This is a genomic window from Psychrobacter sp. BI730 (genome assembly GCF_013414195.1).
GTDB lineage: Bacteria > Pseudomonadota > Gammaproteobacteria > Pseudomonadales > Moraxellaceae > Psychrobacter.
Genome location: NZ_JAATTV010000004.1, coordinates 103,032 through 115,762 on the forward strand (window position 1 = coordinate 103,032; position 12,731 = coordinate 115,762).

The window sequence follows — 12,731 nt, forward strand, 5'->3', positions numbered from 1 at the left end:
TTGAAAATTGCTGTAACTGTAAGACATCTTTTTGCGATCAAGACTGCTGGCTGCTTTTCTGTTGACTGTCGGCCAATTTTTCATCGTAGTTGATATATGGCACTTTTTTTATCGCATAGAGCTTGAACGCGTGCCAATAAATACGGGTTAATGATGTCATATTCATCAAAGGGTTTTTTCGCAAGCTATGACGAACAGCCTCTTCTGTCATCGGTACGCCTGATATCTTTATACCAGTTTTTAGAACTTCACCGCGCTCATCGCTGATATTGATAGCGATACGCACTTGTAAGCCAGTATTAGGCAGCTCATCCGTTTTAGTACCTTTTACCGTAACCTGCCAGCGGTACAGCTGGTCAATAGGGTTAAAAGGTGATACGTGAAAGTCCTTGTCACGACAGAACTCAGTATTCTCTCCTTCTAACAGAAACCCGTAGTAATGACGCTTGTCCCATGGCGTATTAGACACCTCAGCTAATAGATGAGTGGGCGTTTGCTGCGCATTAAACCCCAAGTAAAAATTGACTGGGCTAAAGTACATGCCAGCATTACGGCAGACGAGCAATCCCAACATATCGCCTTCAGGTGCGCTACCTGCATGTTTTTCAAATGCCTGGCTTAGACGTTTTTTCAGCGTTTGAACAGACTCTACATTACTATCAAGTTTTTTATCATTGCTTAGGCTATTATTACTCTGTATGTCAGTATGCTGTAGATAATCATTAGGACAGAATCGTTGTAGCGCCTTTTTCTTTGTTGAAAATAGAGGCAGACCTTGCGCTAGTAGCTTTTTCGGTAATACTTTACGCAATGGTAATTTTTCTAAAAACTTACTCTCGTCAAATGACACCGTGCTAATTTCAGGAAGCTCCTTCCCTTTCGCAAGCACGCTAATATTAACGCCCCAATAGCGATAAGGGTAAACGAATTTATTTACACTAGGTAGCAGCCGACTGTGCCATGTCGTACCCTCAAACAGCTGATGCGGCAATGCATTTGTATCATAAGAATACTCATGACTTGGCATAGTATTGGTATCTTGAGCGGGCGTGGTCATAAATAGTCTCTTGGGTAACGGTGTGCTTTTCGTATGGCGAATCTTTCAAAACACTTAGAATACATAATGGCGTTAATCGTCATATTATTTGGTTTTACGGCGACCGAATAAGCCACGTTTCTTATATCGGCTCGTCTCAGCAGTTGAACTCTGCAAACGATTAGCATACTCAACCAGCTCCTGATTAGTAGTCGCAGTGATAATTTGACGCTTATCAAGTTTGCGTGCCTTTGTGTCAGCCTTTATCGGCAAGTCTTTATAACGAAACGGCGTATGTGCACTATCCGTATTAGGCAAATGCGCTGGATCAACCTCATCTTTTATATCGATATCATGGCCGAGCGCCTGACATACACGTAGACCGCTGCGTACGCCATCTTCATGAAAGCCATTAAACCAATATGCCCCGCAAAAATGCGTGTGCAACCCAGCGCCAGAGATGCTTGACCATTTGGTTTGCGCCTCAATCATCTTTAGATCGAACACTGGATGACTATAATCAATGCTTTTGACGATTTGCTTATCATCGACTTCATGATTAAGCGTAACCAAATAATTATGCTTCTTGGTCAGACGCTGCAAGATATTCATATGATACGTTAGCACTGGTTTTTCAGGTGGTTGTGTATTTACGCCAGCTTGATTCTTGTCTGTCACATTGGCTGAAGTTTTTTCATCGATAAGGTAATTCCAGCTTGCCCATGCCAGTGGCTTCTTAGGTAAGACACTCGTATCGGTGTGCAATACTGCCGTGTTTTTGGTAAAGCGGAAGTGACTCAGCACCTCTGACTCATCGGTACTGGCATCTTTTAGAATCTTCAATGCGGTGTCTGCATGGCAGGCAAAAATGACTTCATCGAATACAAGATTTTCGCTACGATTGTCAGCGTTACCTTTATCCTGCACTGTCAAAGCATTCTGTACTGTCAAAATCACTTGCTCACCATCACGCGTCACAGACTGTACTGGACTGTTAACTCGCACTTTACCGCCCGCTTTGATAAAGCGTGGGATCAGTTTATTAACGTATTGTTTTGAGCCACCTTTGATCGTAAACCATTGCGGACGATTGACCACATCGAGCAAGCCATGATTGTCAAAGAATTGCGCAAAAAACACCAATGGGAAATCTGGTACTTCATCCAGACTGGTTGACCAAATGGCTGAGACCATCGGTAGCAGATAATTATTGGTCAATAGCTGACCATAGTTTTTTTGTGCTAGATAACCACCGAGTGTCTGCTCAGTAAGTCCGCTAATGTCTTGCCCCGCAGCACGCGCATTATCATAATCTTGACGTAGCTGCTTAATGTGCTTATTAAACTGCAAGATATCTTTGATAAATTGCCAAAATTTCGGATTGAGTACGTTTTTGCGCTGCGATAATAAGGTGTTGAGCGTATGCCCATTGTATTCAAAATGACGTGCAGTGTTTTTGACAGAAAAGCTCATGTCCGTTGCCTGAAAAGGCACCTGTAACTCATGAAGCAAACGAAAGAAGTTCGGGTATGTGCGCTCATTAAAAACAATAAATCCTGTATCTATCGCACTACTCTCTACATTGCTACTCTTTGCTTTTCTACCGTCTTGTAGCACCACATCAATCGTGTTTACATGCCCGCCGATATAATCATTGGCTTCAAATACCGTCACATCATGTTGCGTACCTAAATAATGGGCGCATGTCAGTCCTGATACACCTGAGCCGATGATAGCAATACGTTTTTGGGCAGTCTGATGGTCAGAATCTGTTGCAGCATCGGTAGCATTTTTTTGGTTACTTGCACGCTTGAAACGAGTAAACGGCATAAAAGCATTCCCTTCTGTATTTTTCTGTCGATATGATGGCTGAGAGTTCTACTGATAGTAGATTATTTTTTATTAAGTTTTTCACTAACTTGCTGCCAGACCAAATCAGGCAACGTACCTAAGGCTTTTAATGGCATAGTTAATTTCTTTGGGAATTCAATCACCTCATGCCCGCTTTCGATACCGTCACGTATGGCTTGACTTGCCTGCGCTGGCGTCTGGATAAATGGCATCGGAAAGTCATTCTGTTTGGTCATCGGTGTCTCAACAAAACCAGGTACGACTAAGCTAACTGACACATCATGCGGAGCAAGGCTAATCTGTAAGGTCTTCATCAGATAATGGATAGCAGCTTTTGAGCTACCATAAGCTTCAGCGCGCGCAAAAGGCACATAAGCAGATGCTGAACCGATACCGACCAAGCGACCTTTTGAAGCGATTAGCTTTGGCAGCACTCCTTCGATCGCATGAGACAACGTTCCCATATTGACTGACATGACTTTCATAAACACACTGCTATCAAAGTTCGGCATATCTAAGTACTCGCACATGCCAGCGCCGCAAATAGCTAGATCGACATTGTCGATTTTTTCAAAAGCTTCGATGACCTTTTCTCGATCCATGAGGTCTAAATCAATCGTATCTGCGCCTAACGCCTGAAGCTCTGCCAACGCTTCATTGTCACGGCCGACCGCATATACATAATGATCTGCTAGCAGATAGTCTTTTGCCAACTGCTTACCAATGCCTGACGTTGCCCCAGTAATGAGAATATGTAATTTTTCAGTAGAATCTGTCATCGTAAATATCCTTTTTGAGTATTCTTATCTTTTTAAGTATTTTCATAATATGGAATTAGTGCATTTGAACTGATTGCTTAATAAAAAATCAAACCTTTGATAACAGCTATCTATTATCGTTATTCTTGGCAGATATCATTGGTCGCATTTCATTAAGCTATAAGCCATTTTATTTAACAAATCTAAATAATTGTAGTGGTCAGCTATAGGTTTATTGTTGTGTCTTCGCAATCATATGGGCTTAAGCTTAAGCTCAGCGTGTTATTTGTCATTTCCACAAGTACCCTGCTATCACAAGCAACAACACAATATTCTGTTACTAGCGTCATAAGACAGCTCAATATCAGCATGCTACAATGCAAAAACTAATGCAAAAACTAGCAATCGCGTCGTTTGCCGAAGCATCATCAGCATCATCTATAATCGAATGAGCGCCGTACCACGGTAAGATGACGCTATCTTTTCTTAAACTATCTGACATCTTATCCTGATAGCAATGAAAACGTTATATAATTAATATCAGATTTTCACCAACCCCACACTCATATAAAAAAGGATCTCTCATGAGCGAGTTGCAACTGTCTGACCGCGTCAACAACATCCAACCATCACCTACGCTAGCGATTACCAATAAAGCCAAAGAGCTAAAAGCAGCTGGTAAAGATATTATCGGTTTGGGCGCTGGTGAACCTGATTTTGATACCCCTGAACACATCAAAAAAGCAGCAATCGATGCAATCAATGATGGCTTCACTAAATATACGGCTGTCGATGGTACGCCAGAGCTAAAAACAGCCATCATCGAGAAATTCAAGCGCGACAACGACATCAGCTATGAGCCAAACGAAATCCTAGTATCAGTCGGTGGTAAGCAGTCATTCTTTAACCTTGCCCAGGCATTTATCAATCCTGGCGACGAAGTCATCATCCCAGCACCATACTGGGTCAGCTATCCTGACATGGTTATCATCGCAGAAGGCGTGCCAGTCATCGTCAAATGCCCAGCTGAACAAGACTTCAAAATCACCCCTGAGCAGCTAGAAGAAGCCATCACTGACAAGACTAAATTGTTGGTATTAAATAGCCCATCTAACCCAACAGGTATGATTTATACATTAGATGAGCTAAAGGCCATCGCTGAAGTATTGAAAAAGCATCCACAAGTCTATGTAGCTTCAGACGATATGTACGAGCACATCCGCTGGACAGGTGATAAGTTCTACAATATCTTAAACGCGGCACCTGAGCTAAAAGATCGCGCCATCATCTTGAACGGTGTGTCTAAAGCATATGCAATGACAGGCTGGCGTATCGGCTATGCGGGTGGCCCTGCTAAGCTAATCGGCGCCATGAAAAAGGTGCAGTCACAATCTACCTCTTGCCCAACGTCAATCAGCCAAGTAGCTGCCGAAGTTGCTATCAGTGGTGATCAAAGTGTACTAGAGCCAATGGTAGCCGCTTTTGAGAAACGCTGTGACCTAGTCGTAGATGGTCTAAATGCCATCAAAGGCATTACTTGTTTACGTCCTGATGGCGCATTCTATGTATACCCAAATATCGTACCGCTAATCAAAGCAGCTGGCCTGTCGTCATGTACTGAATTCTCAGCATGGTTATTGGACAAAGTAGGCGTAGCAGTTGTACCTGGCGATGCATTCGGTCTTGGCGGCTATATGCGTATCTCGTACGCTACTGATGAGGCAACATTGAAAGATGCCCTATCGCGTATCGAAAAAGCAGTGGCTGACTTAGACGTTGCTGAATAAATTTTAAAAAGCAACGAGTCTTACCGCTGTTCATAAAAAAGACGCCATATACATTCTATAGGGCGTCTTTTTTTACGCGAGTCTTGGGCATAACTAGGAAAAACACGCTATCTCATCATTAAAATGATAATTTTTACTAATTATGCAAAAAAAGGCTTGACGTATTTTTTAACTTTGCTAGAATACGCCCCACTTAGCAAGAACTCGTTAGAGACTTCTAAGGCTCGTTGTAAGCGATTAAACACTTACAGCCTATTCTCCAATAGCTCAGTTGGTAGAGCAACGGACTGTTAATCCGTGTGTCCCTGGTTCGAGCCCAGGTTGGAGAGCCACATTTTAGTAGTAAATTTCTTGAGTCAATTTTGATTCAATTATGGCATTTGCCAAAACCCTCATCAATTTGATGAGGGTTTTTTTATGCGTATCATTTAGGGTCTGTTGAACATTCAAATGTGGTACTGGCAGTGACTATTTTTTAGACAATACGCAGTGAAATTTTTGACGCCTAGTCGTTCTAGGTTAGACAATTTCGCCATATATTGGCAAAAAACAGCCCTGTCCTCCACTCGAGCACAGCTCTCGTCTTGCAAACGGGCAAAGCAGTGCTTTACTCGATCCGTTCTCAAGGCTGATGCTAAAATCACCTCAAACGTTGTTGTAAGCCTAGTTAAGGTCTCGACATTATCGTCGGTTTACGCCTAGTTTGATGCGATTTTCGCGATCAGCAGTCCTAATATTTGAATGTTCAACAGACCCTAATATTGTTTATCTATTTTGCCGCTTTGATAAGCGCTAATCACTACTTTGTCTCATACTTGATTATGACCATAATATTTAAAAATGAATATCATTGTCACGATAGGATATTACTGTAGTAAGTTTTTCATCAGTTAGCTTGGCAATAGTGGTAGCCAGAATACCAATGCTAACAGTGTCACTAACAACACAGGTGGCGTGATCAGTAGACCAATTTTTATGTACTGTCCCCAGCTAATTTTGTAGTCCTTTTCTGCCAACACATGTAACCATAGTAAAGTAGCAAGACTACCAATCGGCGTAAATTTAGGGCCCAAATCATTACCGATGACGTTGGCATAAATCATTAGCTCTCGCGTTGCGGCAGGCACTTGTGCTTGATCAATCGCAAGCGCGCCGACTAAGGTTGCTGGCATATTATTCATAACAGAAGCAACTATCGCTGATAAAAACCCAGTCCCAACGGTAGCAATGACTGCGCCTTGTTGTCCTAACCAGTTAAGTACCTGCACACCATAGGCAGTAAGTCCTGCATTACCCAGACCATATACCACCAAATACATGCCGATTGAAAATAGTACGATTTGCCAAGGTGCTTTACGTACTACATCGCTCACAGAGACCACGGAACCTCGCCCGCCTTGCCATATACGACCAGCGATTGCCATTAATGCAACAGCAGCGATGCCCGTGACCAGTGAAATAGGTAGCCCCAACGGCTCTGTTGCAAAGTAGGCGACCAGTAGCAAACCTAATAACGGAAAGGCAGCTCGGAATACCAATGGATCGGTAATGGCAGACTCTGGAGCGCTTAGCTCGCTAGTCGAGTAGGTTTTTGGAATATGACGTGCATAGACAATCCACAACACCAGTAGCGTCGCTAATACAGACATTATATTGACTGGTACCATCACAGCCGCATAACGACCGAAACCAATATCAAAATAATTGGCACTGACGATATTGACTAAATTTGAGGTGACCAATGGCAGACTTGCCGTATCAGCGATAAAACCAGTCGCTATGATAAATGCCAGCGCTGATGGTGGCGAAAATTTCAGACGTAGCAAGATAGCGATGACAATCGGGGTCAGTAGTAGCGCAGCACCATCATTGGCAAAAAAGGCAGAAATAAAGGCGCCGAGCACGACAATCATCGGAAACAATAAGCGCCCTTGTCCATTGCCAAGGCGTGCCACATGTAATGCAGCCCAGCCAAAAAACCCTGCCCGATCTAAGATAAGCGAGATGATGATCAGCGCTACAAAAGTAAAGGTCGCATCCCAGACAATATTCCAGACGATACCCACATCTGATAACTGCACGACGCCAAGCGCTAACGCGACTAAAGCACCACCCATGGCGCTCCAACCGATGCCCAATCCTTTAGGTTGCCAAATAACTAAGACTAAAGTGACCACAAAAATAGCAAATGCAAGCATTGTACAACCTTACTTAAGCTGATTTTATTCAGGCGATTTAATATAGGAAATTAGATCGATTAGGAGGTTAGATCGATTTTTGATTGACGCGGCTCGATACTTCTTCAGCACTCTCAACGCGTTCTGAATAACGATCAGTGAGATAATCTGAACGTCCGCGTGTGAGCCAGGTAAACTTCACTAGTTCTTCACAGACATCGACAAGACGCAGATATAACGGAGACATATCCATGCGATTGTCGTCGTTGAACTCTAAGAACGCTTTGGGTATCGAAGATTGGTTGGGGATAGTAATCATCCGCATCCAGCGCCCGAGAATACGCATTTGATTAACTGTATTAAAGCTCTGACTACCGCCGCTGACTTGCATCAGTGCTAGGGTTTTACCTTGAGTTGGACGCACGCCACCTAGTGACAGCGGTATCCAGTCGATTTGCGCTTTCATGATACTGGTAATACTGCCGTGACGCTCTGGACTCACCCACAGCATGCCTTCTGACCACTGCGCCAGCTCCCGTAACTCTTGCACTTTGGGATGGTCTGCGTCTACATCGTCAGGCAACGGCAAGCCGGATGGATCAAACATTTTTACTTCACAACCATACCAACGTAGCAATCGGCTAGACTCTTCAGCGGCCAATCTAGAAAACGAGCGCGCACGGACAGAACCGTATAGCACTAATATTTTCGGTGGATGACGTGAGTCATTTGGCGCAACCAAAGAATCAATGTCGATAGGCTGAAGATTATCTATATCAATATTGGGCAAATCGTCTAAGCTAAATTCTGGCGAAACAGTAGGATCAACTGCTACTATTTGGTCAACCTCAGTGTTTGTCATGAGTAACAACCTCGCCGTCTTCTTTTGTAAAGCTACTTACTGGATTTGCTAACAACTCAAACACACGCTCTGACGGACGGCATAGAGCAGCGCCTTTATCAGTCACTACGATAGGACGGTTGATTAAAATAGGATGCGCAATCATGGCATCGATAATTTGGTCGTCAGACAACTCAGGATTATCCAGACCAAGCTCATCATTGATAGCTTCTTTGCTTCTTAACAGCTCTCTAGGCGAAATCTGCATTTGTGCCAACAGCTCCACTAAACGGTCGCGCGTTGGTGTATTTTTCAGATATTCCACCATTTCTGGCTCTTCACCTGACGCCTTAATAATGGCAAGTGTGTTACGAGATGTACCACATTTAGGATTATGAAAGATTAATGGCTTCATAGTATTTACACCTATTTTATGTATTTATTGAATTGATAATTGGTTTAATCATTACTTTGCTCAGCAGACTCATTTACTCTGCAGCCACTCAGGCTATCCATGAGTGACGCACACAGTTCTGGATGTCCCGCACAGCAATCTTGCAACAGGAACTGAATGACGTTATCCATATGTGATAGCGCGGCCCGATAGATAATCTGTCGGCTATGACGCTGTGAGACCACCCACCCTGCCCGTGCCAGCACCGATAGGTGGGCTGACATTGTATTATGAGGGACAGAGAGCTGACGGGCTATTTCGCCCGCAGGTAGGCCTTCAGGCTCATGGCTGACTAGCAGCTTAAAAGCCTTTAAACGAGTATCTTGAGAGAGCGCAGCAAAGCTTGCGATAGCATTAGTTATTTCCATATGTCCGATAATATAGACATATTAAAATAATTCAATGTTTGACAGATATTTTTAATCTAAAAAAGATATATCTGTGTAATTAAACTATATACATCAACGAGTAAAAGCGATTAACCAAATAGTGGAAATAATGATCACCCCACCTTTTCAACCTAAAATTCTCTACGTTTGGCCTTATGTAAATAACAAGTTTAATATATGTTATTGTATATTGATGATACTTAGAAGTTCATGCTAGATTGAATGCAAGTTTATGCAAGAGTAAAACTAGATTTGGCTGGTAGCTCTCGCTCTGTACTGCCAATAAACCTGATTAAAATAACTATTATGATTAAAACAACAATAAGGAAATGACCATGCTACTAGAGAAAATTAAGACACCTGGACTTTCGCACTTATCCTATTTGGTAGGCTCTGGCGGTCAAGCAGCGGTAATTGATCCACGTCGTGACTGTGCGATATATGTAGAAAAAGCGCGTGCAGCAGGACTTGAAATTACTCATATTTTTGAAACACATCGTAATGAGGATTTGGTTTCTGGCGCATCTATCTTGGCTGCAATGACAGGGGCAACAGTTTTGCATGGACCCAATCCAGAACAACCTGTTGTCTACGCTGAGACCGCACGTAATGGTGATTGTTTTCCAATTGGCCAATTAGAAATTCATGTCTTAGAAACGCCTGGTCATACCGATGATCATCTTGCTTATGCGCTGTTTGACACGGCGTACCCAGATAAGGCGGTTGGCGTTTTTACCGGTGATGCGCTCTTTGTAGGTGATTGAAGAAGGACAAAGCTTGGCACTGATTGCCTCTGATGAAGATCAACTGGCGACTGCGATGGAGCATCTGGTACGTATTGCTTTTGATAATATTGTCGGTGGCTATGTGGGTGTCGTCCCTGCCGCTGCCAAAGGGGAACAGATGCAGCAAACCCCTATGATCGATACAACTGAGGTAGAGAGTCGCCTTAATAGTGCTCAAAATTGGACATTGCTCGATGTACGCGATATCGATGAGAGGAATACCAATGCGATCGAAGGGTCACAGCATATCTATGTTGGTCACCTGAATGAGCGTTGGCATGAGCTTGACCAAAGTCGTCACTATACCTTGATGTGTGCCAGTGGTGCTCGGGCAACAATAGCAGCAGGATGGCTTGCTAGTCGAGGTTTTGAGCACATTGATATCTATTTAGGGTCAATGGGTGCATGGCAAGCAACGCATGACTAACCCTTTATTCGTAGATAAAATTTGCAATGAGCTAAAACGCGTCTCAAGTTTTAAACAATGAGTTTTAAGCAAAGACATTTTAAAGTGCTATAACTAGGATAAATACAACGACCCTTCTTTTACTCAGTATAAGACTGATATAAAAGAAGGGTCGTCGTTTTAGCTGACCTTTAAGCGATATGAATTAAGTAAATATCAGTCATAATACTAGACTCTAACTCTTACTTTATTTCCTTATCTGACTTATCACTCATAAAACATAGATACAAAAAAACCCCAAACAACCTAATGCTTGAGGCGAAACTTGCTTAAACTTAACCGTTTAAATTCGTTTTGAATATGGCGCAGCGGACGGGACTCGAACCCGCGACCCCCGGCGTGACAGGCCGGTATTCTAACCAACTGAACTACCGCTGCTTAGGTCTCTTAGCTTGTTTAGCCACTTGCTAAGAAGTGGTGGGTGATGACGGATTCGAACCGCCGACATTCTGCGTGTAAGGCAGACGCTCTACCAACTGAGCTAATCACCCTTCGAATAACTGCTATGCAATTTATTCAACAGCAACTGAGCTCTTAAGTTTGTCACTAAGCTCCGTTGCTGTGGGAGTGTATTATATAGATTTACTGTTGGGTGTCAAACAGTATTTACCACTTTTTTAGATATTTTTTCGATTTTTATTAGAATATCTAGCAAGCATTTGTTTTTATTGATTTTATATTTTCATATAAAATCAATGTTTTTTAGATTTAATGCTTATTTATTGGCTAATGCTTGCTCGATGTCATTTTTAATGGCTTCTGGCTTGGTCGTTGGTGCATAACGGTCAATAACCTGACCTTTACTATCGACTAGGAACTTGGTGAAATTCCACTTGATACCATCTGTCAGCACGCCACCCTTTTGTTCTTTTAGCCATTCATAGATAGGATGAGCATTTGCGCCATTGACATCAGTCTTTGCCATCATTGGAAAACTGACACCATAGTTCTTTTGGCAAAACGCACCAATCTCATCATTACTACCTGGATCTTGGCTACCAAATTGATTACAAGGAAAACCGATAACCACCAGTCCTTGATTCTTATATTGTTGATATAGTGACTCTAAACCTTCGAACTGCGGCGTAAATCCACATTTGCTTGCGGTATTGACGATTAATAATACTTTATCTTGGTAATCTGAAAATGCTTGTGAGTTACCATCCATGCGCTCAGCCGTAAAATCATAAATTGTGCTCATTATTTATCCTTAAATTGAGGTTTTTATTGTTTTGGGTGTTTATGCGCTACTTCTTTTTCTATCATACACCTAATAAAACTATTGAAAGGGAAGCACCTTGTACTTCCCTTTCACATTTCTAATACTACTTAGCCTACTTACTTCTCAGACTTATCTAAATCGATAGATACTGAGTTGATGCAATAGCGCATGCCTGTTGTCTCAGTAGGGCCATCAGGGAATACATGACCCAAATGTGCGCCGCAGTTACTGCAAGTGACTTCAGTACGAGTCATGCCTAGCGAGTTATCGACGTGCTCTTCAATCGCGCTGTTATCGATACCTTGGTCAAAACTTGGCCAGCCACAGCTAGCATCAAATTTATTGCTTGAGTCAAATAAGCTTGCACCGCAGCCCTTACAGCGGTAAACGCCATCATCTGTCGCATCATTATATACACCTGTAAATGGGCGTTCAGTGCCCTTCTCACGCATAATATGATACTCATCAGCGGTTAAACGCTCTTTCCAGTCAGCTTCAGTCAACTGGCTGATTTCTTCTTTGCTTAGTTGGTTGTCTTGCATAATTTATCCTTATTCGAGTATTTATTATCTAATCTCGGTAACTATTTTATCGCCATATGATTATGAGAACGACGTGCTCTATCTGTTGGTTATCGGCACACTATTCAAGGCATATATAAGAAAAGTACTCTCTATATTGGGAGATAGAAAGCATGATTGAGGAGATTAACTGAGTCAAATATACCAAATTAATTTTGGATAATGATGGGTAAAGATGTAATTTTAATACCTATACATTTTATGCTCTATATAAGGGATTTAGAGATATAGAGAAATAAACCAAATGTTAATTGCAAGATATACTTGCAATACATAATTGAACCGATTATAAAATCATTTGCAAATTAACTATCAATGCAATAATATCTTGCATTAGTATTTAAATAAAATGTTTAATATATCTCTACTCTGAATAATTACTGA

The 12,731-nt window shown here is 42.2% G+C and carries 12 protein-coding genes and 3 tRNA genes; 4 read left to right on the forward strand and 11 right to left on the reverse strand.

Going from position 1 to position 12,731, the window contains the following annotated elements; all coding sequences use genetic code 11:
* Positions 1-37: 37 nt before the first annotated feature.
* From HCZ91_RS04000 to HCZ91_RS04010, 3 genes are all read right to left on the reverse strand, one after another.
* Positions 38-1,057, reverse strand: coding sequence for a DUF1365 family protein (locus HCZ91_RS04000; protein ID WP_179798338.1), 1,020 nt, complete (start codon positions 1,055-1,057; stop codon positions 38-40).
* Positions 1,058-1,141: 84 nt separating this feature from the next.
* Positions 1,142-2,866: an FAD-dependent oxidoreductase gene (locus tag HCZ91_RS04005; RefSeq protein WP_179798339.1), complete on the reverse strand. Its 1,725-nt coding sequence runs from the start codon at positions 2,864-2,866 to the stop codon at positions 1,142-1,144.
* Positions 2,867-2,928: 62 nt separating this feature from the next.
* Positions 2,929-3,666, reverse strand: coding sequence for an SDR family NAD(P)-dependent oxidoreductase (locus tag HCZ91_RS04010; protein WP_179798340.1), 738 nt, complete (start codon positions 3,664-3,666; stop codon positions 2,929-2,931).
* Between the two features lie 563 nt (positions 3,667-4,229).
* Here HCZ91_RS04010 and HCZ91_RS04015 point away from each other — a divergent pair.
* Together HCZ91_RS04015 and HCZ91_RS04020 are read left to right on the forward strand one after the other, a co-directional pair.
* Positions 4,230-5,432: a pyridoxal phosphate-dependent aminotransferase gene (locus HCZ91_RS04015; RefSeq protein ID WP_057760918.1), complete on the forward strand. Its 1,203-nt coding sequence runs from the start codon at positions 4,230-4,232 to the stop codon at positions 5,430-5,432.
* Between the two features lie 256 nt (positions 5,433-5,688).
* A tRNA-Asn gene (locus tag HCZ91_RS04020) sits at positions 5,689-5,764 on the forward strand.
* A gap of 558 nt (positions 5,765-6,322) precedes the next feature.
* Here HCZ91_RS04020 and HCZ91_RS04025 read toward each other — a convergent pair.
* The 4 genes from HCZ91_RS04025 to HCZ91_RS04040 form a co-directional block, all read right to left on the reverse strand.
* The gene (locus tag HCZ91_RS04025) at positions 6,323-7,630 is read right to left on the reverse strand and encodes an arsenic transporter (protein ID WP_179798341.1); all 1,308 of its coding nucleotides are present in this window, start codon (positions 7,628-7,630) and stop codon (positions 6,323-6,325) included.
* Positions 7,631-7,697: 67 nt separating this feature from the next.
* Positions 7,698-8,471 carry an arsenical resistance protein ArsH gene (arsH, locus tag HCZ91_RS04030; protein ID WP_179798342.1) on the reverse strand — a complete coding sequence of 258 codons (774 nt, stop codon included), beginning with the start codon at positions 8,469-8,471 and terminating at the stop codon, positions 7,698-7,700.
* Positions 8,458-8,865: an arsenate reductase (glutaredoxin) gene (arsC, locus tag HCZ91_RS04035; RefSeq protein WP_179798344.1), complete on the reverse strand. Its 408-nt coding sequence runs from the start codon at positions 8,863-8,865 to the stop codon at positions 8,458-8,460. Before arsC ends, arsH begins: the two co-directional genes overlap by 14 nt.
* Positions 8,866-8,909: 44 nt before the next feature.
* Positions 8,910-9,272, reverse strand: coding sequence for a winged helix-turn-helix domain-containing protein (locus tag HCZ91_RS04040; RefSeq protein ID WP_179798346.1), 363 nt, complete (start codon positions 9,270-9,272; stop codon positions 8,910-8,912).
* A gap of 356 nt (positions 9,273-9,628) precedes the next feature.
* On the opposite strand from HCZ91_RS04040, the gene HCZ91_RS13900 reads away from it, so the two are divergent.
* Together HCZ91_RS13900 and HCZ91_RS13905 are read left to right on the forward strand one after the other, a co-directional pair.
* Positions 9,629-10,057, forward strand: coding sequence for an MBL fold metallo-hydrolase (locus tag HCZ91_RS13900; protein WP_238050731.1), 429 nt, complete (start codon positions 9,629-9,631; stop codon positions 10,055-10,057).
* A 13-nt stretch (positions 10,058-10,070) separates the two neighbouring features.
* Positions 10,071-10,505 (forward strand): rhodanese-like domain-containing protein, encoded by a 435-nt coding sequence (locus HCZ91_RS13905; protein ID WP_257019965.1) that lies wholly within the window; start codon positions 10,071-10,073, stop codon positions 10,503-10,505.
* 340 nt (positions 10,506-10,845) lie between these two features.
* Here the strand turns inward: HCZ91_RS13905 and HCZ91_RS04050 are convergent.
* From HCZ91_RS04050 to msrB, 4 genes are all read right to left on the reverse strand, one after another.
* A tRNA-Asp gene (locus HCZ91_RS04050) sits at positions 10,846-10,922 on the reverse strand.
* Between the two features lie 37 nt (positions 10,923-10,959).
* A tRNA-Val gene (locus HCZ91_RS04055) sits at positions 10,960-11,035 on the reverse strand.
* A gap of 224 nt (positions 11,036-11,259) precedes the next feature.
* The gene (locus tag HCZ91_RS04060; RefSeq protein ID WP_179798348.1) at positions 11,260-11,745 is read right to left on the reverse strand and encodes a glutathione peroxidase; all 486 of its coding nucleotides are present in this window, start codon (positions 11,743-11,745) and stop codon (positions 11,260-11,262) included.
* Between the two features lie 137 nt (positions 11,746-11,882).
* Positions 11,883-12,308, reverse strand: coding sequence for a peptide-methionine (R)-S-oxide reductase MsrB (gene msrB / locus HCZ91_RS04065; protein ID WP_057760931.1), 426 nt, complete (start codon positions 12,306-12,308; stop codon positions 11,883-11,885).
* Between the last annotated feature and the right edge of the window lie 423 nt (positions 12,309-12,731).

What these genes read in the sequence shown, in the direction of transcription:
- HCZ91_RS04000 (WP_179798338.1), bottom strand. Translation starts at nt 1,057, where the DNA reads ATGACCACGCCCGCTCAAGATACCAATACTATGCCAAGTCATGAGTAT.
- HCZ91_RS04005 (WP_179798339.1), bottom strand. Translation starts at nt 2,866, where the DNA reads ATGCCGTTTACTCGTTTCAAGCGTGCAAGTAACCAAAAAAATGCTACC.
- HCZ91_RS04010 (WP_179798340.1), bottom strand. Translation starts at nt 3,666, where the DNA reads ATGACAGATTCTACTGAAAAATTACATATTCTCATTACTGGGGCAACG.
- HCZ91_RS04015 (WP_057760918.1), top strand. Translation starts at nt 4,230, where the DNA reads ATGAGCGAGTTGCAACTGTCTGACCGCGTCAACAACATCCAACCATCA.
- HCZ91_RS04025 (WP_179798341.1), bottom strand. Translation starts at nt 7,630, where the DNA reads ATGCTTGCATTTGCTATTTTTGTGGTCACTTTAGTCTTAGTTATTTGG.
- arsH (WP_179798342.1), bottom strand. Translation starts at nt 8,471, where the DNA reads ATGACAAACACTGAGGTTGACCAAATAGTAGCAGTTGATCCTACTGTT.
- arsC (WP_179798344.1), bottom strand. Translation starts at nt 8,865, where the DNA reads ATGAAGCCATTAATCTTTCATAATCCTAAATGTGGTACATCTCGTAAC.
- HCZ91_RS04040 (WP_179798346.1), bottom strand. Translation starts at nt 9,272, where the DNA reads ATGGAAATAACTAATGCTATCGCAAGCTTTGCTGCGCTCTCTCAAGAT.
- HCZ91_RS13900 (WP_238050731.1), top strand. Translation starts at nt 9,629, where the DNA reads ATGCTACTAGAGAAAATTAAGACACCTGGACTTTCGCACTTATCCTAT.
- HCZ91_RS04060 (WP_179798348.1), bottom strand. Translation starts at nt 11,745, where the DNA reads ATGAGCACAATTTATGATTTTACGGCTGAGCGCATGGATGGTAACTCA.
- msrB (WP_057760931.1), bottom strand. Translation starts at nt 12,308, where the DNA reads ATGCAAGACAACCAACTAAGCAAAGAAGAAATCAGCCAGTTGACTGAA.